This window comes from Saccharopolyspora gloriosae (assembly GCF_014203325.1).
GTDB classification, from domain to species: domain Bacteria; phylum Actinomycetota; class Actinomycetes; order Mycobacteriales; family Pseudonocardiaceae; genus Saccharopolyspora_C; species Saccharopolyspora_C gloriosae.
In genome coordinates this window covers 6160814-6179757 of the sequence record NZ_JACHIV010000001.1, presented here as the reverse complement: position 1 = coordinate 6179757, position 18944 = coordinate 6160814, and the positions used below count along the sequence as shown (strand labels likewise).

At 71.0% G+C, this 18944-nt stretch carries 11 protein-coding genes and 1 tRNA gene; 7 read left to right on the top strand and 5 right to left on the bottom strand.

All coding sequences use genetic code 11. The annotated features are described in order from the left end of the window. Positions 1 to 120: 120 nt before the first annotated feature. Positions 121 to 2484 carry a DEAD/DEAH box helicase gene (locus BJ969_RS26770; protein WP_184483565.1) on the bottom strand — a complete coding sequence of 788 codons (2364 nt, stop codon included), beginning with the start codon at positions 2482 to 2484 and terminating at the stop codon, positions 121 to 123. Positions 2485 to 3083: 599 nt separating this feature from the next. On the opposite strand from BJ969_RS26770, the gene BJ969_RS26765 reads away from it, so the two are divergent. From BJ969_RS26765 to BJ969_RS26745, 5 genes are all read left to right on the top strand, one after another. Beyond that, the gene (locus tag BJ969_RS26765; protein WP_246458499.1) at positions 3084 to 5393 is read left to right on the top strand and encodes a sodium-translocating pyrophosphatase; all 2310 of its coding nucleotides are present in this window, start codon (positions 3084 to 3086) and stop codon (positions 5391 to 5393) included. Between the two features lie 211 nt (positions 5394 to 5604). Then, positions 5605 to 6282 (top strand): hypothetical protein, encoded by a 678-nt coding sequence (locus tag BJ969_RS26760; RefSeq protein WP_184483562.1) that lies wholly within the window; start codon positions 5605 to 5607, stop codon positions 6280 to 6282. A gap of 158 nt (positions 6283 to 6440) precedes the next feature. Continuing rightward, positions 6441 to 7025 carry a hypothetical protein gene (locus tag BJ969_RS26755; protein ID WP_184483560.1) on the top strand — a complete coding sequence of 195 codons (585 nt, stop codon included), beginning with the start codon at positions 6441 to 6443 and terminating at the stop codon, positions 7023 to 7025. Between the two features lie 190 nt (positions 7026 to 7215). Next, on the top strand, positions 7216 to 10200 hold the full coding sequence (gene topA / locus BJ969_RS26750; protein WP_184483559.1) for a type I DNA topoisomerase: 2985 nt from the start codon (positions 7216 to 7218) through the stop codon (positions 10198 to 10200). 137 nt (positions 10201 to 10337) lie between these two features. Next, positions 10338 to 11579, top strand: coding sequence for a DNA polymerase III subunit delta' (locus BJ969_RS26745; RefSeq protein WP_184483557.1), 1242 nt, complete (start codon positions 10338 to 10340; stop codon positions 11577 to 11579). A gap of 85 nt (positions 11580 to 11664) precedes the next feature. Here the strand turns inward: BJ969_RS26745 and BJ969_RS26740 are convergent, their stop codons facing one another. The 3 genes from BJ969_RS26740 to BJ969_RS26730 all read right to left on the bottom strand — a co-directional run bounded on the left by BJ969_RS26740 (position 11665) and on the right by BJ969_RS26730 (position 14295). After that, entirely contained in the window at positions 11665 to 12408 is a 744-nt protein-coding gene (locus BJ969_RS26740; RefSeq protein WP_184483555.1) for a hypothetical protein, read from the bottom strand. 166 nt (positions 12409 to 12574) lie between these two features. Then, a complete protein-coding gene (locus tag BJ969_RS26735) occupies positions 12575 to 13408 on the bottom strand; it encodes a DUF4231 domain-containing protein (protein ID WP_184483553.1) in 834 nt (277 codons plus the stop codon). Between the two features lie 813 nt (positions 13409 to 14221). Further along, a tRNA-Thr gene (locus BJ969_RS26730) sits at positions 14222 to 14295 on the bottom strand. A 163-nt stretch (positions 14296 to 14458) separates the two neighbouring features. On the opposite strand from BJ969_RS26730, the gene BJ969_RS26725 reads away from it, so the two are divergent. Continuing rightward, positions 14459 to 15976: a hypothetical protein gene (locus BJ969_RS26725; RefSeq protein ID WP_184483551.1), complete on the top strand. Its 1518-nt coding sequence runs from the start codon at positions 14459 to 14461 to the stop codon at positions 15974 to 15976. A gap of 284 nt (positions 15977 to 16260) precedes the next feature. Here the strand turns inward: BJ969_RS26725 and BJ969_RS26720 are convergent, their stop codons facing one another. Further along, positions 16261 to 17946 (bottom strand): L-lactate permease, encoded by a 1686-nt coding sequence (locus BJ969_RS26720; RefSeq protein WP_343071607.1) that lies wholly within the window; start codon positions 17944 to 17946, stop codon positions 16261 to 16263. Between the two features lie 169 nt (positions 17947 to 18115). Between BJ969_RS26720 and kduI the strand changes: the two genes are divergently transcribed. Further along, positions 18116 to 18937, top strand: coding sequence for a 5-dehydro-4-deoxy-D-glucuronate isomerase (kduI, locus tag BJ969_RS26715; RefSeq protein ID WP_184483547.1), 822 nt, complete (start codon positions 18116 to 18118; stop codon positions 18935 to 18937). The last annotated feature ends 7 nt before the right edge of the window (positions 18938 to 18944 follow it).

Sequence of the window (18944 nt, the reverse complement as noted above, 5' to 3'; positions counted from 1 at the left end):
GCGAACCGAGTCGCAAGGCACTGGACGCCCGACCCGTCCAGGGGCACCCCCGATAGGGGCCGGCGGCGGGAGCGAGTGGGACCGGCGAACCCCCTCGCTCACCCGATCCGCCGTCGGCCCTCAGCCCTGCCCGGCGACTCCCCCGTGCGCGGTCGAGAGCACGTCGAGAACAGCCACCGCCCCCGCCTTGTCCAATGGTTCGTTGCCGTTCCCGCACTTCGGCGATTGAACACAGGACGGGCAACCCGCCGGGCAGTCGCAGGAGACGATCGCCTCCCGCGTCGCGGCCAACCAGGGGAACAACGCGGCGAAGCCGCGGTCGGCGAAGCCGGCTCCCCCGGGGTGACCGTCGTGCACGAACACAGTGGCTTGCCCCGTGTGTTCGTGCAGGGCAGTGGAGACACCACCGATGTCCCACCGGTCACAGGTCGCGAACAGCGGCAGCAGGCCGATCGCCGCGTGCTCGGCGGCGTGCAGCGCGCCGGGGATGCGCGCCGGGTCCAGCCCGGCGCCCCCCGGCGCGTTGTCGGTCAGCAACTCGTCGGAGATCGTGTACCAGACGGCGCGGGTCACCAGCTTGCGCGCGGGCAGCTCCAGCGGAACCTGGTCGAGGACCTGGCCGGACGGCAGCGTGCGCAGGTAGCCGACGACCTGCGAGGTGACCTCGACATCGCCGAGGCAGACCGTCACCCCCGGCGCCGGATGCCGCTCCTGCACCGTGGTGAGCACCGAGATGTCCACCAGATCGCGCGGCGAGGTCGTCCAGTCCGGGTTCTCCCCGTGCACCAGCGCCAGCCCGTCGTCGAGGTCGAGCTCGTCGACGACGAACGACTGCCCTTGGTGCAGGTACACCGCTCCGGGATGCACCGTCGCGCACGCCGATTCCGGGTCGACGGTGCCGAGCATCCGCCCGGAGTCGCCTTCGACCACGGCGATCTGCTGCCCGCCGGACCCGCGCAGCTCCACCTCCCGGTGCGGACGTTCCCGCGAGGTCCAGTACCAGCCGTGCGGCCGGCGCCGCAGCACGCCCGCCTCGGTCAGCGCCTCGGTCGCGGCGCGCGCGGGCGCACCGCCGAAGATCTCGAACGCCGCCTCGTCGAGCGGTAACTCCGCCGCCGCGCACGCCAGGTGCGGTTCGAGGACGTATGGGTTGGCCGGGTCCAGCACCGTCGACTCCACCGGCCGGTCCAGCACGGCGGGAGGGTGGTGCACCAGGTAGGTGTCCAGCGGATCGTCCCGGGCCACGAAGATCACCAGCGCATCGTCGCCGTCCCGCCCGGCCCGGCCCGCCTGCTGCCAGAACGAGGCCAGCGTGCCGGGATAACCGGCGACGACCACCGCGTCCAGGCCCGCGATGTCCACGCCGAGCTCCAGCGCGTTCGTCGCGGCGACCGCGAGCAGTTCCCCGGTCAGCAGCGACCGCTCCAGCTTCCGCCGGTCCTCCGGGAGGTAACCGCCCCGGTAAGCGGCGACCTTGCCCACCAGCTCGTCGTCCACCTCGGCCAGCGCGCGCCTCGCGGCCAGCGCGGCCAGTTCGGTACCGCGCCGGGACCGGATGAACGCCAGCGTGCGAGCACCCTCGACGACCAGCTCGGTCAAGATCCGGGCCGTCTCCGCACCAGCCGACCGCCGGACCGGGGCGTCGTTCTCGCCCGCGACGTGCTCCAGCAGCGGCGGCTCCCACAGCACGACGGTCCGGGCGCCGCGCGGCGATCCGTCCTCGGTGACCGCGCGGCACGCGCTGCCGATCAGCCGCTCCCCGAGCGAGGCCGGATCGGACACCGTCGCGGAGGCGAGCACGAACACCGGCTCCGATCCGTAGTACCGGGCGATCCGCCGCAACCGCCGCAGCAGCAGCGCCACGTGCGAGCCGAACACGCCCCGGTAGGTGTGGCACTCGTCGACGACCACGTACGCGAGGTTCCGGAAGAACCGCGCCCAGCGGGAATGCCGGGCGAGCACGCCGTGGTGCAGCATGTCCGGGTTCGTGAACGCCCAGCGCCCGTGGGCCCGCACCCAATCCCGCTCGACGTGCGGGGTGTCGCCGTCGTAGGCGGCGGCGCGGATCCCGTCCAGGCCGAGTTCGGTGATGGTCCGGAGCTGATCGGCCCCCAACGCCTTCGTCGGGGACAGGTAGAGCGCGGTGGCCCGCTCGTCGGTGAGCAGCCGGGACAGCACCGGCAGCTGGTAGATCATCGACTTGCCGGAGGCGGTGCCGGTCGCGACCACCAGGTGCTCGCCGCCCCACGCCGCTTCGGCGCCTTCGGCCTGGTGCGTCCAGGGACGTTCGGCGCCGCGGGCGCGCAGCGCGCTGATCAGCTCGTCGGGAGCCCAACCGGGCCAGTCCGCGTGCCGCGCGGGGCGGTCGGGGAGCTGTTCGACGTGACGCAGCGGCGACTCGTCGGCGGGCACCCCGGCCAGCACCCGGTCCAGCAGCCGCTTCCCGCGGCTCGTCCTGCCCGCGTTCCGGTGCGCCGAGTTCACACCGTCGAGCGTCGCACAACGCTGTTCCCGCACTGCACGCGCTCGGTGCGGACGGCGCTCGATGATCTCGTTCGGGTGGACTCGGCCGCCGACGCGCTGGCATTGGGCTCGTGCGGGGGCCGTTCGGGTGTGAGGTGTCCACCGGACGCGCGGAGCCCGCCCGTGCGCGCGGGCGGGCTCCGCGCCGATCGCTCGTCGCGGAACCGCCGATGAGGCGACACGCCGAATCGATCCGGCCAGCGACACGCGATACACGAAGTAACCCGTTCGGTCCACATAGAAGTGTGGCTGAACGGGTGATCAAGTCCAAACTGGATCGATTCGCAGATAACAAAGCAGCACGTCGTGGAGAGGCGCGTATCACATCGTGAAGTAAGACACGTCAGGCCTGAATAGACTTCGCGGCCACGACAGCGCTCGCGGGCGGACCTTGCTGGACCGCGCCGCGGGCGAGGCCGTACCGAGCGTCGGAGTGGACGCACTACCGCCCCTCCGGCGTGCCACCGAGCCACACCCGAGGAGGACGGATGTCCCTGCTGTCCCCGGTCCAGCCCGGCTGGGTCGCCCAGGGCGCTGCACCACCGAGCTCGACGCACCGGATGGACCTCGCTCAGAACGCCCCCGGAGCACTCGAACTCAGCGGCTCCGACTACGCCATCGTCGGCGTGGTCATGATCATCGCGTTGGCGGCGCTCGCCTTCGGCTACGTGCTGATCAAGGAAGTGCTGGCGGCCGGCCAGGGTTCGGCCAAGATGCAGCAGATCTCGCAGGCGGTGCAGGAAGGTGCCGCCGCGTACCTCAACCGGCAGTTCCGGACGCTGAGCGGCTTCGCCGTGATCGTGTTCCTGGTGCTGTTCGTACTACCCGCCAACAGCACCGGTGAACGCATCGGGCGTTCGATCTTCTTCCTGTTCGGCGCGGCGTTCTCCGCGGCCATCGGCTACCTCGGCATGTGGCTGTCCACCCGCGCGAACGTGCGGGTCGCGGCGGCGTCCAACGATCCCGGCGAGGGCCGGGAGAAGGCGATGCGCGTCGCGTTCCGCACCGGTGGCGTCGTCGGCATGACCACCGTCGGCCTCGGCCTGTTCGGCGCTTCCCTGGTCGTGCTGGTCTACGCCGGTGAGGCGCCCAGGGTGCTGGAGGGCTTCGGCTTCGGGGCCGCGCTGCTGGCGATGTTCATGCGTGTCGGCGGCGGCATCTTCACCAAGGCGGCCGACGTGGGCGCCGACCTCGTCGGCAAGGTCGAGCAGGACATCCCGGAGGACGATCCGCGCAACGCGGCGACCATCGCCGACAACGTGGGCGACAACGTCGGGGACTGCGCGGGCATGGCGGCCGACCTGTTCGAGTCCTACGCGGTGACGCTGGTGGCCTCGCTGATCCTGGGCACCGCCGCGTTCGGGCTCAAGGGCCTGCTGTTCCCGCTGATCGTGCCCGCGATCGGCGTGGTGACCGCCGTGATCGGCGTGTACATCACGAAGGCCAAGGCGACGGAGAGCGCGCTGACCGCGATCAACCGGTCCTTCTTCATCTCGGCCGCGATCTCGGCGGTGCTGTGCGCCGCGGCGGCGCTGCTGTACCTGCCGTCCTCGTTCTCGGCCCTGACGGGCGTGTCCGAGGAGGTCCGCGCCAGCTCCGGGAGCCCGGCGCTGATCGCGCTCGTGGCGGTGGTCATCGGCATCCTGCTCGCCGCGGTGATCCTGAAGCTGACCGGCTACTTCACCGCCACCGAGCACCGCCCGGTGCAGGACGTCGGCAGGTCCTCCCAGACCGGTGCGGCCACGGTGATCCTCACCGGCCTGTCGGTCGGGTTCGAGTCCGCCGTCTACACGGCGCTGGTGATCGGGGTCGCCGTGTTCGGCGCCTTCCTGCTCTCCAGCACGCTGACGGTGGCGTTGTTCGCGATCGCGCTGGCCGGGTGCGGTCTGCTGACCACGGTCGGCGTGATCGTCGCGATGGACACCTTCGGTCCGGTGGCCGACAACGCGCAGGGCATCGCGGAGATGTCCGGCGAGTTCGAGGGCGACGGCGCGAAGATCCTGACCGAGCTGGACGCGGTCGGGAACACGACGAAGGCCATCACGAAGGGCATCGCCATCGCCACGGCGGTGCTGGCGGCGACGGCGCTGTTCGGCTCCTACCAGGACGCGATCACGCAGGCGGCCCGCGAGGTCGGCGCGGAGATCACGGCGGCGTCCTACCAGGTGTTCGCGCCGAACATCCTGGTCGGCATCGTGATCGGCGCGGCCGTGGTGTTCCTGTTCTCCGGGCTGGCGATCAACGCCGTGTCCCGTGCCGCGGGCGCCGTGGTCTACGAGGTCCGGCGGCAGTTCAAGCAGAACCCGGGGATCATGGACGGTTCGACCCGGCCGGAGTACCACCGGGTCGTCGACATCTGCACCCGCGATTCGCTGCGCGAGCTGGCGACGCCGGGCCTGCTGGCGGTGCTGGCGCCGATCGCGGTGGGCTTCGGCCTCGGGGTCGGTCCGCTGGCCGGGTACCTGGCGGGTGCGATCGCCACGGGCACCTTGATGGCGATCTTCCTGGCCAACTCCGGTGGTGCCTGGGACAACTCGAAGAAGCTGGTCGAGGACGGTCACCACGGCGGCAAGGGCTCCGAGGCGCACGCGGCGACGGTCATCGGTGACACGGTCGGCGACCCGTTCAAGGACACCGCCGGTCCGGCGATCAACCCGCTGCTGAAGGTGATGAACCTGGTGTCGGTGCTGATCGCTCCGGCGGTGGTCACGCTGACCGTGGGCGATTCGGCCTCGGTGCCGGTGCGGATCACCATCGCGGTCCTGGCGACCGCGGTGATCGTGGGCGCCATCGTGGTGTCCAAGCGCCGCAGCACGGCGATCTCGGACGCTCCCGCGGACGACGACAAGATCGTCAACGGCGCGGCCTAGGTGCGACCCGCTGATGGGGCGCCCGGCGAATCGCCGGGCGCCCCATTTCGGTTCTCACGACCGTTTTCCCGCATTCCGGGAAATTTCGCGGAATGCGAATTCATCCCGGTTGTGCAGCGCGAACGGGAGCCGGAGGGCCCCCGGTTCCGGAGGCGGCCCCGCGGATGCGGGACAGTCGGGGAGCACGGTGAAACAACCTGAGGGAATGCGCATGAATATCCGTTCGACGTCCGTCGCGGTGCTCGCCGCCGTCCCGCTGGCGCTGGCCGGTTGCTCCAACGAGCAGCCGCAGCAGCCCGCCCAGCCGCCCCCGCCGCAGCAGGAGCAACAGCAACAGCAGCAGCCCCAGGGGGCGCAGGCCGGTGCGGACGGCGTGGCCTGGACCGGCAAGCTGTGCGGTCTCGTCGGTGGTTTCTCCGCGTCGCAGCAGCAGGCGCCGCAGGTGGACAAGACCAACACCGACACCTTCAAGACCACGTCGGTCGCGCAGATGACCGCCGCGTACGACGCCGCGGACAAGACGGTGACGGGCCTGGAGCAGATCGGCCCTTCGCCCATCGAGGGCGCCGACCAGGTGGCGGGCACCTTCAAGGACGGGTTCACCCAGGTGCGCGACATCCTGACGACCGCGAAGGGCAAGGCCGAGCAGGTCGACACCTCGAACGAGCAGGCGTTCACCGCCGGGATGACCGGGGTGCAGGACGAGCTGAAGAAGGGCCAGCAGCTCGACTTCAGCGCCCAGTTCGCCGAGTTCTCCAAGAACCAGCAGCTCAACGACGCCGCCATGAAGGCCCCGGAGTGCCAGGAGCTGACGAAGTCGGCGGTCGAGCAGCAGCAGATGCAGCAGCAACAGCAGCAGCAACAGCCTCAGCAGCAGCCTCCGGGCTGATCGATCGGGCGGCGCGGGACCGGTGCTGAGCACCGGTGATCCGCTCCGGCCCGGCGCCGGTCGTCGAGTCGCGAAGATCGCCCGGACGAGGTCGATCGATCGCTCGTCCGGGCGGAGGCCCTGGTCAAGCTCGAACGGACGTTCTACGATCACGGATCGTGGACCAGCTGTCCTTCTACTCCGCCGAGGCTCGCCACCCCCGGGTGGCCGACCTCGCGGGGTTGCTGTGCGGCCCGGGACAAGCGGTCGGTTTCGGGCGCGGTACCGCCGCCCGGTTGTCCGTGGTCGTCGTCGACGACTGGCGGGCCCGGTCGCTGGTGCGCGCGTGCGGTGAGCGCGGGGTGGCCGCCGAGCTGGGACGTTCCGAGGAGGGCCATCCGCTGGTCCGCACCGCGTTCCGCTCCGACCTGACCGGACTCGCCGGTCAGTGGCTGCGCGGGGCGGTGAAGTCGGTGCCCGCCGGCTTCGCCCCGGACGGCGCCGCGCTGCGGTTGTGGGCGCTGACCGCCGGCCGGCCGGTGCCGGGGGGTTATCTGCTCGGGTTGGACCCGCACGCCCCGGAGACGTACGAGCCGCTGGCGGCGGCGCTGGCCAAGGCCGGGCTGCCCGCGCGGTGCATGGGGCCACGAGCGGGCGGGCCGGCGTTGCGGGTCACCGGCAGGCGGCGGATCGAACGCCTCGCCGAGCTCGTCGGCCCGACACCCGATGGTGCGATCGAGCGAACGTGGCCGCTGGTGTCCTGAGGATCACCCCACAGGTCACGGCAGGTCACACAACGGAACATGAGCGCTACCCGATACGTTCGTACGGGACGGAAGACGCGAGTGCAGGCGTGTTGTGTGCCACGCTGTGCCTCCCTGGGTGCGGTACCTGGGACGGCATGCGGTGCACACTGGCGGATCGGACGCCTCCGCGAGAAGAGAGCAGGTAAGCGTGGCTGGGTCGACACGGGCGAAGCAGAGCGGCGACAACGGCCGGGCTTCGGGGTCCTCCGGTGGGGCGGACTCCGGACGTCGGCGGTTGGTCATCGTCGAGTCCCCGGCCAAGGCTCGCAAGATCGCCTCCTACCTGGGGTCGAACTTCGTGGTGGAGTCGTCCCGCGGCCACATCCGGGATCTTCCCCGCGGCGCGGCCGACGTGCCCGCCAAGTACAAGGGCCAGTCCTGGGCGCGGCTGGGCGTGGACGTCGAGAACGACTTCGAACCGCTCTACCTGGTCACCGCGGACAAGAAGTCCACCGTCAGCGAGCTCAAGGACGCTCTCAAGGAAGTCGACGAGCTCTACCTCGCCACGGACGGCGACCGCGAGGGCGAGGCGATCGCCTGGCACCTGATGGAGACGCTGAAGCCGAAGGTGCCGGTGCGCCGGATGGTGTTCCACGAGATCACCGAATCGGCGATCCAGGCCGCCGCCGCGAACCCGCGCGACCTGGACCAGGACCTGGTCGACGCGCAGGAGACCCGCCGCATCCTGGACCGGTTGTACGGCTACGAGGTCAGCCCGGTGCTGTGGAAGAAGGTCATGCCGAAGCTCTCGGCGGGCCGCGTGCAGTCCGTGGCGACCCGGATCGTGGTGGAGCGCGAGCGGGAGCGCATCAAGTTCGTGCCCGCCTCGTACTGGGACATCTCGGCCACCATGGACGCGGGTTCCGCCGCCGAGCCGCCGCGCTTCGGTGCGCGGCTGGTCACCGTGAACGGCGCGAAGGTCGCCACCGGCCGGGACTTCGGCCCGGACGGGCGGCTCAAGAACGCCGACGCCCGGCCGCTCGACGAGCAGGAGGCCCGGCGCCTCGCGGACGCGTTGACCGATGCCCGGCTCAGCGTCTCCAGCGTCGAGGAGAAGCCGTACACGCGGAAGCCGTACGCGCCGTTCATGACCTCCACGCTGCAGCAGGAGGCGAGCCGGAAGCTGCGCTACTCGGCGGACCGCACGATGCGCACGGCGCAGCGGCTGTACGAGAACGGGTACATCACCTACATGCGTACCGACTCGACGACGCTGTCGGAGACGGCGATCAGCGCGGCGCGCAACCAGGCCAGGGAGCTCTACGGCGACAGCCACCTGTCCCCGCAGCCCCGCCAGTACAACCGCAAGGTCAAGAACGCCCAGGAGGCGCACGAGGCGATCCGTCCGGCGGGGGAGAGCTTCCGCACGCCGGGCCAGGTCGCCAAGGAGCTCGACACCGACGGCTACAAGCTCTACGAGCTGATCTGGCAGCGCACCATCGCCTCGCAGATGGCGGACGCGAAGGGCACCACGCTGTCGGTGCGCATCACCGGCACCGCCGGCAGCGGTGAGGAGTGCACGTTCGCCGCGTCCGGCCGCACCATCACCTTCGCCGGATTCCTCAAGGCCTACGTCGAGTCGGTGGACTCCGAGGCGGGCGGTGTCGCCGACGACGCCGAGTCGCGGCTGCCGCAGCTCACGAAGGACCAGCCGATCACCGCCGCCGAGCTGGAGCCGGACGGCCACAGCACGAACCCGCCCGCCCGCTACACCGAGGCGAGCCTGGTGAAGGCGCTGGAGGAGTTGGGCATCGGCCGTCCCTCCACCTACGCGTCGATCATCAGCACCGTGCAGGAACGCGGCTACGTGTGGAAGAAGGGCTCCGCGCTGGTCCCGTCCTGGGTGGCGTTCGCCGTGGTCGGCCTGATGGAGCAGCACTTCGGCAGGTTGGTCGACTACGACTTCACCGCCGCGCTGGAGGACGAGCTGGACCGCATCGCGGAGGGGCGCCAGCAGCGCACCAAGTGGCTGTCCGGCTTCTACTTCGGCGGCGAGGTCGGTCCGGGCGACTCGATCGGCCGCGCCGGCGGGTTGAAGAAGCTGGTCGGTTCCAGCGTCGAGCAGATCGACGCGCGCGAGGTGAACTCGATCCCGATGTTCACCGACGACGAGGGCCGCACGGTCTACGTCCGGGTGGGCCGCTACGGGCCGTACCTGGAGCGCCCGTTGAGCTCGGAGGAGTCGCAGCGGGCGAACCTGCCCGACGACCTGCCGCCGGACGAGCTCAGCTCCGAGGTCGCGGAGAAGCTGTTCGCCACGCCGATGGAGGGCCGCAGCCTCGGCACCGACCCGGAGTCCGGCCACGAGGTGATGGCGAAGGAGGGCCGGTTCGGCCCGTACGTCACGGAGATCCTCCCGGAGGGCGACAAGTCGAAGCCGCGCACCGGCAGCCTGTTGAAGTCGATGTCGCTGGACACGGTGACGATCGACGACGCGTTGAAGCTGCTGTCGCTGCCGCGCGTGGTGGGCAAGGACCCGGAGTCGGGCGAGGAGATCACCGCCCAGAACGGCCGCTACGGGCCGTACCTGAAGCGGGGCACCGATTCGCGGTCGCTGGAGACCGAGGACCAGATCTTCACGATCACCGTGGACGAGGCGTTGAAGATCTACGCCCAGCCCAAGCAGCGCGGTCGCCGTGCCGCCGCGCCGCCGCTGCGCGAGCTCGGCGACGAGCCGGACACCGGCAAGCCGCTGGTGATCAAGGACGGGCGGTTCGGTCCGTACGTCACCGATGGCGAGACGAACGCGTCGCTGCGCAAGGGCGATGACGTCGAGTCGCTGACGATGGACCGGGCGGTCGAGCTGATCGCGGAGCGGCGGGCGAAGGCTCCGGCGAAGAAGAAGGCCCCCGCGAAGTCGACCGCGAAGAGCACGACGTCGAAGTCGACGAAGAGCACCGGCACGAAGACCGCGTCCAAGGCGTCCGGCACGAAGAGCACCGGGACGAAGTCGGCGTCGAAGTCCGCCGCGACCAAGAGCACGGCGTCGAAGTCGACCGCGTCCAAGTCGACCGCGTCGAAATCCACGGCGTCCAAGTCCACGGCGTCGAAGTCGGCGAAGAGCCCGTCGTCGCGTGCGAGCGGGTCCCGTTCCTCGTCGACGCGCAGCACCTCGTCCACCGGCGGGGCCTGAGCCGAGCCCCTGCCTGCTGAGCCGCGGCTCGGCGCCGCCGCTGCTCCGATCCTCTCCCGAGGACGGGCCGCGACCCGCTGATCTCGTGTCGGTGCGGCCTCGTACAGTGCGAGTCGACGCTGCCCGGAGGTGACGTGATGACGCAGTCCCCTGACCCGGTCGAAGGCACCGTGCCACCGGCCACCGGGGTGTGGGCGGACATCGTCGGCCAGCCCGTCGCCGTGCGCACGCTGTTCGCCGCGGCGCAGGCCGCGCATCTGCAGGTGCGCGGTGAGCCCGCGCCCGCCGGAGCCATGACGCACGCGTGGCTGTTCACCGGCCCGCCCGGTTCGGGGCGATCGGTGGCCGCTCGCGCGTTCGCCGCCGCGCTGCAGTGCACGGAGGCGGACGCCATGCCGGGCTGCGGCCGGTGCTCCGCCTGCCGCACCGTCATGTCGGGCACGCACGCCGACGTCCGGGTGGTCGTGCCGGAGGGGTTGACGATCTCGGTGCGCGAGATGCGGGCCCTGGTGCAGGCCGCGGCGCGGCGCCCCACCACCGGGCAGTGGCGGGTGGTGCTGATCGAGGATTCCGACCGCCTCACCGAGGGCGCGGCGAACGCGCTGCTCAAGGCGGTGGAGGAACCACCGGACCGCACGGTCTTCCTGCTGTGCGCGCCTTCTGATCACCCGGAGGACGTGCCGGTGACGATCCGGTCGCGGTGCCGGGCGATGCAGCTGCGCACTCCGCTCGCCGCGTCCATCGCCGAGGTGCTGCGGGAACGCGACGACGTCGACGACGGGATGGCGCAGTGGGCCGCGTCGGTGTGCGGTGGGCACATCGGGCGGGCGCGGCGGCTGGCGACGGACCCGGCCGCGCGCGAGCGGCGGGACAAGGTGCTGAGCATTCCGGCTGGTCTGCGCCGGTTCTCCGACGTGTTCACGGCCGCGAGCGGCCTGGTGAAGTCCTCCGAGTCGGAGGCGGTCGCGGCGAACGAGGACCGCAACGAAGCCGAGAAGGACGAGCTGCGCACCGCGATGGGTGCGGGCGGCACCGGCAAGGGCACCGCGTCGGCGACCCGCGGCGCGAACGCCGCGCTCAAGGAGCTGGAGAAGCGGCAGAAGTCCCGCGCCACCCGCTCGCAGCGGGACGCGCTGGACCTGGCGCTGGTGGACCTGGCCGGTTTCTACCGCGACGTGCTGGTCTCCCGGTCGGGTTCGGGAGCTCCGTTGAACCACCCCGATTACGCCTCGGACGTGTCGAGGGCCGCGGCGCAGTGGACCTCGGAGTCGGCGCTGCGGAGGTTGGAGGCGGTGCTGGAGTGCCGCACCGCGCTCACCCAGAACGTGAAGCCGATCATCGCGGTGGAGGCGATGGTCGCGACCCTGCACCACGGCTGAGCGGGTTCGTTCGGCCGCCCTGGAACGGGAAAGGCCCCCGCGCTCTCCTCCCAGAGCACGGGGGCCGTGGCTGTTTCGGGCCGTCTCAGGCGCCGCCGCCCTGCGGCAGCCCCGCGAGCCCGGCGAGCGGGGTGCCGGTGAGGCCGTCGGCCAGCGGCTTGCCGACCGCGCCGCCGGCGTTGCTCAGGTCGAGCAGTCCGCCCTTGGGGGTGCCCGCCGTCGTCGGCTTGGTGGTGGGGGTGTTCACGGCGGACGAGGTGCCGCCGGGCTTCCCGTCGGCACCGTCCTGGCCGGCGGTGCCCGCCGCGCCGGGCTCGCCGTTCTCGGCGGAGATGTTGTTGTTCGCGTTGAGCTGCTCCGGCGGGATCTGGTTGATCAGATCGAGCATGGCGTTGCCGGTGGTGTCGACGAAGTCGGTGATGCCGCGCGTGGCGGGGGCCTGGGTGACACCGTCGATCGGCGTGGCACCGGCGCGCGCCTTCGAGGCGGGGATGACGCCGCCGAGCGGGATGGTGGCGCCCTGGGTGTTGACCGGGTGGGTGTGCGCCTGGGACAGGTCGTGCAGCGTGTCGCCGATGACGTTGCCCTCGCCGGTGCGGCCGGAGGCCTCGCCGGCTTGCGCGGCCAGCGCCTGCGGTGCGCGCACCACGTCGCCGACGGTGCGCTGCACGCCGTGCAGGGTTCCGGCGCCGTGGAAGGCGGTCTGCGCGATTCCGTTGTCCACGGGCAGCTCGGCCGGGAACTGCGGGGCTGCCTGGGCGGTACCGGAGAATCCGACGGCACCGGCGCCCGCCAGCACTGCGGCGACCGTGGTGAGGCTGCGTTTCATCGCCTTGCTCCTCTCTGCACAGGCGCTCACCTGTGCGCCAGAGGTCGCAGCGTACGGAGCCGGGACCGGCCACTAATCAGCGATCACGACAGCCGCGGATTATCGACTGGCAGTGTGCGGAGTGACCGGCGGGCGACACGTTCGTGTGAGTGGGGTGATCTTGGAATTACTGTCCGACGATGGAAGTGACGTCCACGGACTGGTTGAGGTGTTGTTGGCGCTTGGCTTGTTCTTCGCGCAACGACTCGACGGTGTCGGCGAATTCGGCGTACGCGTCGCTCTCGTCGTCGAACCGGCTGTAGCGCCCGGCCCGTAATTCGACCGAATGGTATTCGCGTTCCAGCACATCGGCCGTCTGCTGCAGGCTCGCGGCGCGTTCCCGGTACTTCGAGTAGCCGCCGAACGCCGCCGCGACCGCCACCAGCAGGCTCATGGCCACCGCGGCCCAGCGCGCGCCGACGACGGCGGCCGAGGCCGCGGTGACGGTGGCGCTGATGATGGATCCGGAGATGACCACCGTCTGCAGCAGCTGGTCCTTCCAGCGGTGGCTGCCTGCTTCGGTGCGGTACCGCTCGATCACGTCCGGCAGCTCGGCCCGGTAGCGCTTGCGCATGCCGAGCAGGTCGCCGGCGTTCCACTCGTCGAGCTGGTGCTCGCGGTGCGCTCGCTCGAACTCGCGCAGCTCCGCGGCCACCGAGCGCACCGCGAAGTGGTGCCGGTAGGCGGTGCGCGCCGATACCGCGACCGAGCCGACGGGTATCGCCACCGCCGCCACCGATACCGCTATCGGGGGCGTGAGCAGCACGATCCCGGAGATCGAGAGCCCGGTGAGGGCCACGTTCCCCGGATAGGCCCAGATCAGTAGAAGTCGTTGCAGCAGTCGCGCTCGGTAGAGCTGTTCGGACAGCTCGCTGATTCGGCGCTCCCAGTCCTGCGGTTGGGTTTCCCCGGCGATGACCCCGCCCCCAATGATGCCCGTGCCCGCGTCCCAACGCTCCATCACATCGATCCTTCCGGCGTCACTGTGATCGAAGTAGTTCCCCAAGTACGACGACAATCGACCGGTCGGGTGATAGCTGAATGGGCTGTTCGGCCTACACCCTGTTACGCCTTGTGATCACCGCAGGTCGACCGCGAGGCATCTTCGTCGAAACCTGCCAGTGATAACAGTCGATGGCGCAAGTGCTCAGTCGCCGCGACTACTCGCCCCGGATCGGGGTTCTCCACTGTGGCAGCGCGTCCGTCCGGCCCAATCACGTGGGCCACGATCAGCCCAGCGATCCCTCTGCTATAGGGGCGTCCGGGGTGCAGTGGGCCGGGTGGGGAGAGGGATGTCCGGTGGGGGTGGTGGTGCCGCGAGCGGTCGCGAACGGCTCGGCCGTGGAGGTGGGATTCGTCGATCCGGTCCGCCGGTTCGGTGTGCGAACGGTGCCGCGAATCGATTTTCGAAATGCGTGGATGGGCGATCGGACGGCGGAGTTCGAAACTCGGGAAAATTGTGGTCTCCGGCTGGTTCCGAGGTGTCGCGATTTTCGGGTCAGAACGGCGTTGCAGCAGTTCAGTTCGGTACTTCGGTGTCGTTCCGGAAATCGTCGGGTGGTTGCGCGCGCGGTAGTGGCCGGTCGCCCCGCGGGAAGGCGTTCGAAATTCCCCGAGTGGTTCCGGGTGTGATTCGGGTTCTCCGGAATCGAGCGCGGCCCGGTGCGCGGATGATGTTCGGATGGGCCCGGCGGCGAGCGGCCCTCACCGCGGATGCGGGTGCCGAACGAGAAAGACCGCAGGTCACCGGAGTGAACCTGCGGTCTTCTCAGCGAGCCGCCTAAGGGAATCGAACCCTTGACCTACGCATTACGAGTGCGTCGCTCTGGCCGACTGAGCTAAGGCGGCGTTGCGGGGACGAGTGTAGCGGGTCCGGTGGGGGCGTCCGGCGGAGGGGTTGCCGGTGTGCGGCGTCACCGGTTGCGGCGAAGATCAGCGTCACCTGGACGGGGGGCCGTCGTTGATATGTGCGGTGACGCTCGTCACCGATGTGCCGATGGAGGGCATACGGATGCGATCAGTTCGACCGCTGCGTCGTTTCACCGCGGTGACGACGGTGTCGCTGGCCGTCGCAGGGTTGGGGATGCCCGCCGCGTTCGCGCAGACCACCCCGGTGCCGACGCCGGTGGACCCGGATCAGCCACCCGCGCTGGAGGTGCCGGTGCAGCCGGGGCCGATCTCCGCGGAGGTGGGCACCGGGATCGGCGTGGTGCGGGTGCTGCCGGGAACGGTTCCGGGGGAGAGCATCTTCGACGATCCGGCCTACGAGGACGCGTTGCGCAAGCAGTCGCTGATCGAGCTCGGCCTGGGGTTGGCGAAGTCGAAGGCCGACTCCGGCGCGTACCTGGCGCACGAGCGGGCGACCGCCGAGGCCGCGCCGTTCGGTGCCGCGATCGGCGGGTATTCGCCGCAGGTTCCGGGTGCGTCGGTGGTGCAGACGGCGGTGCCGGACCACGCGGAGCCGACGGTGACCGGGGTGCGGCCGCCCGCGTCGCCCGCTGATGCGCTGGTGAAGCTCGGTCTGCTGGAGGGGAGCGCGCACGCGCGGTGGGACGACCGGCTCGGTCCGTGCGTGTCGCCGATCTCGGAGGCGAGCAGTTCGCTGGGGAGCCTGTCCGCGGTGAACGTGCTGCCCGCGTTGCCGGACGGGCCGCAACAGGTCTCCGAGCTGCTGCCCGCGGAGCAGCGGGACGCCCCGGAGGCGGCGCTCGCCGGGGAGATGCCGGGGTCGCTCGCGCGGCTCGGCGGGCTGCTTTCCGGTGGTGCGCCGACGGAATCGGGCGCGGGATCGTTGCTGAACGTGCCGGACGCGGTGCGCGCGCAGTCCCGCATCGAACTCGTCGACGTGCCGGGTTCGGCGGGCAAGGCGGTGCGGGCGACGTCGGCGATGCAGCTGGCGAGCGTGCGGCTGCTGTCGGGCACTCCGCAGGAACTGCGCGTGGACGTGGTGAGCGAGCCGAAGTTGACGGTCACCGCCACGGGCGACCCCGAAACGTCCACTGTGGATTACGAGGCTCCGGTGCTGCGGGTGTCGCAGGGCGGCCGGGAGCTCGTGGTGATCGACGCGGCGAATCCGACGGCGGACCTGCCGATCGGGCTGCCGGGCGCGCCCGGCGAGCTGCCGGTCGTGGGGCCCGCGCTCAACGAGCGCGTGCTCGACATCGGCGTGCTGCGGCTGAGCATCGGTGAACTCACCGAGGAGGCGCAGGGCACCGAAATGCGGGCGGGTGCGCGGTTGTTCGACCTGAAGCTGCTGCCCGGGACCGCGCTCGGCATGCCCGACGCGGCGCTGGCCCACGTGACCTTCGGCGAGCAGACGGCTCGGGCGGGAGCGCCGGAAGGCGGCGTGGTGTGCGAGGTTCCCGCGCAGCAGCAGCCCGCACCGGCGCCGCCCGCGCAGGGTGCCGCCGCCCCGCCGCTGGCGAAGACGAGCGGCGCGTACTACACGATTCCGCTGTTCTGGACCGGAACCGGTCTGCTGCTGCTCGGCGGCGTGCTCGTCGCCGCGGTGCCGCGCCGGCAGCAGTGATCCGGCGAGATCACCGCGCGGCGACGATGATCTGCGGTGCGGCGGTGTCGTCCCCCTACCCCGAATTGGGGGAGGACGCCGCCGACGGCAGGGTGGAGCGCGGAGTGAACGGACCGTTCGTCCGATCAGACCGGACGAACAGTCCGTTCACTCCCCTCAGGCTCGTTCTCGGCGCCCGTGTCTTTTCCAGGTGAGCGGGGGTATTTGTCGTTGTCTTGTCAGCGGCGAAGCCACTGAGAACCCGCCACCCGCCCCCTGCGCAGGTCGAGATCAAGGGCAGGCGCTCAAGGGAGCATCCAGCTCAGTACCGGGGTCGACTGCAGGTAGACCAGGGTGCACATGAGGAGCAGGAGCAGGAGGCTCCAGCCGAAGACGCGGCGGAACAGCTCGCCTTCGCGTCCGACCAGTCCCACCGCCGCGGTGCCGATCGCCAGGTTCTGCGGCGAGATCATCTTCGCCATCACGCCGCCGGAGGAGTTCGCCGCGCCCAGCAGCACCGGGTCCGCGCCGATCTGCTGGGCGGCGGTGGTCTGCAGGCCGCCGAACAGCGCGTTCGCACCCGCGTCGGTGCCGGTGATGGTGACGCCGAACCAGCCCACGACGGGCGAGAGGAACGCGAAGAACGCCCCGGTGCCCGCGAGCCAGACGCCGAGCGTGGTGATCTGCCCGGACAGGTTCATCACGTAGGACAGCGCGAACACGGCGAGGATCGCGAGGATGGCCCAGCCGAACTGCCGCAGCGTCCGGCCGTAGACGAGCACGGCGTCCTTCGGGCGCACCCGCAGGAACGGCAGCGCCAGCAGGCCGGACAGCAGGAGCAGGGTCCCGGTGGCGGAGCCGATGGCGAACTCGTACTCGGTGTCCACGGGAGTGCCGGCGGCCGTGAGCACGGTGAGACCGGGCCAGTCGAAGCTCCAGGTCAGCGTTTTCAGCGGTGCTTTCACGGAGTCGAACTGCGCGAGCGCGAAGACCAGCACGATGATCGCGTAGGGGGCGAAGGCGCGCAGCGTTTCGGCGCGGGAATCCGTTGCGGGCGCGGACGTTTCGGCCTGCGGGCGGGCGGTCGTGGTGAGCGCCGCGGGTTCGGTGGGCGCCGGAGCGCCGGACGCGTCTGCGTCCCGGTCGTCGGGGAGCAGCGCCGCCGTGACCGGTTCGCCGGGGCGCCACACCCGGAGCAGCAGCAGGATCGCACCGGCGGACACGATCGCCGCCACGATGTCCGCGAGCTGGTACGACAGGTAGTTCGAGGTGAGGAATTGCGCTGCGGCGAACGAGATCCCGCCGACCAGCGCGGCGGGCCACGCCTGCCGCACGCCGCGGCGCCCGTCGGCGACGAGCAGCAGCACGAACGGGACGACGACGGCGAGCACCGATACCTGGCGCCCGGCGACCGCGCCGAATTCCGCGGCGGGCAGGCCGGTGACCTCGCCGAGCACGGTGATCGGGTTGCCCATGCCGCCGAACGCGACGGGCGCGGTGTCGGCGACCAGCGCCAGCGCGGCGGCCTTGAGCGGGGAGACGCCGAGCGCGATGAGCATGACCGCGCAGATCGCGACCGGTCCGCCGCCGCCGGCGAGCGCTTCGAGCAGTGCGCCGAAGCAGAAGGCGATGACGATGGACTGCACCCGGATGTCCTCGCCGAGCGTGCCGAACGCCCGGCGCAGCACCGCGAAGTGTCCACTGTGCACGGTCAGGTTGTAGATCCAGATGGCGTTGAAGGTGAGCCAGAGGATGAGCAGCAGGCTCTGCGCCATGCCGTACAGCCCGGCGTCGAGCGCGAGCAGCGGTGGCATGTCGTAGCCCGCGACGGCGACGACGAGCGCCACGCCGAGGGTCGCCAGCCCGGCCCAGTGCGCTTTCCAACGCAGTCCGCCGAGCAGGAACAGCAGCGTGACCAGGGGCAGCAGCGCGAGCAGCGCGGACAGCAGCAGGGAGCCGGTGGGATCGGGGCTCTGGTGGTAGGGCGGCACGGTGACCTCCACAGACCCGCCGAACGGCGGGTTGTTCCGAAAAGCAGAACGGGGTTCCATATTCGGTGACGGCCATGGTGACCCCGATCACCGTCGACTGGCTATCGGCCGCCCGGCCCAATTCCCGGCGAACGGCCGGTCCGCCCGGTCCTGAACGAGGAGGCTCCGCATGGAGAACCGGCACGCCACGCACCCCGACCAGGTGCCCGGCTTCGACACCGACGCGCTGCGCGCCCACTACCTGGTGCCCGACCTGTTCGCGCCCGGCGAGATCCGCACCGTGCACTCGCACCAGGACCGGGTGGTGCTCGGCGGTGCCGTTCCCGGGCCGGGGCAGGTGCTGGAGCTGACCGCGGAACCCGCGCTGCGCGGCGAGTTCTTCTGCGAGCGCCGCGAACTCGGCGTGATCGCGCTCGGCGGGCCGGGCACCGTCATCGCCGACGGCACCGAGCACCGCCTGGAGCACCGCGACTGCCTGTACGTCGGAGCAGGCACCCGCGAGGTGGCGTTCCGCGGCGACGGCACGCGGTTCTACCTGGTCTCCGCTCCCGCGCACGCGGCGCATCCGACGCGGGTCGCGCGGCACGCCGACACCGAACCCGCGCGGCTCGGCGCGCAGGTCACCGCGAACGTGCGCGAGCTGCGCAAGTACGTGCACCCGGCGGGAATCGCCTCGGACCAGCTGGTCATGGGCGTCACCGAACTCGCCGAGGGCAGCGTCTGGAACACCATGCCCGCCCACACCCACGACCGGCGCACCGAGTGCTACCTGTACTTCGACCTGCCCGCCGAGCACCGGGTGCTGCACCTGCTGGGCGAGCCCGGCGAGACCCGGCACCTGGTGGTGGGCGACGAGCAGGCGGTGATCTCGCCCAGCTGGTCCGTCCACAGTGGAGCCGGTACGCACCGGTACGGTTTCGTGTGGGCGATGGCCGGGGAGAACCAGTCGTTCGACGACATGGACCACGTGGCCGTCGCGGAACTGCGGTAGGGGTGGG

Bases quoted from the DNA above. Each gene is read 5' to 3' on its own strand.
- BJ969_RS26765 (WP_246458499.1), top strand. From the start codon at position 3,084: ATGGACCTCGCTCAGAACGCCCCCGGAGCACTCGAACTCAGCGGCTCC.
- BJ969_RS26725 (WP_184483551.1), top strand. From the start codon at position 14,459: ATGCGATCAGTTCGACCGCTGCGTCGTTTCACCGCGGTGACGACGGTG.
- BJ969_RS26760 (WP_184483562.1), top strand. From the start codon at position 5,605: ATGAATATCCGTTCGACGTCCGTCGCGGTGCTCGCCGCCGTCCCGCTG.
- kduI (WP_184483547.1), top strand. From the start codon at position 18,116: ATGGAGAACCGGCACGCCACGCACCCCGACCAGGTGCCCGGCTTCGAC.
- BJ969_RS26740 (WP_184483555.1), bottom strand. From the start codon at position 12,408: ATGAAACGCAGCCTCACCACGGTCGCCGCAGTGCTGGCGGGCGCCGGT.
- BJ969_RS26735 (WP_184483553.1), bottom strand. From the start codon at position 13,408: ATGGAGCGTTGGGACGCGGGCACGGGCATCATTGGGGGCGGGGTCATC.
- BJ969_RS26745 (WP_184483557.1), top strand. From the start codon at position 10,338: ATGACGCAGTCCCCTGACCCGGTCGAAGGCACCGTGCCACCGGCCACC.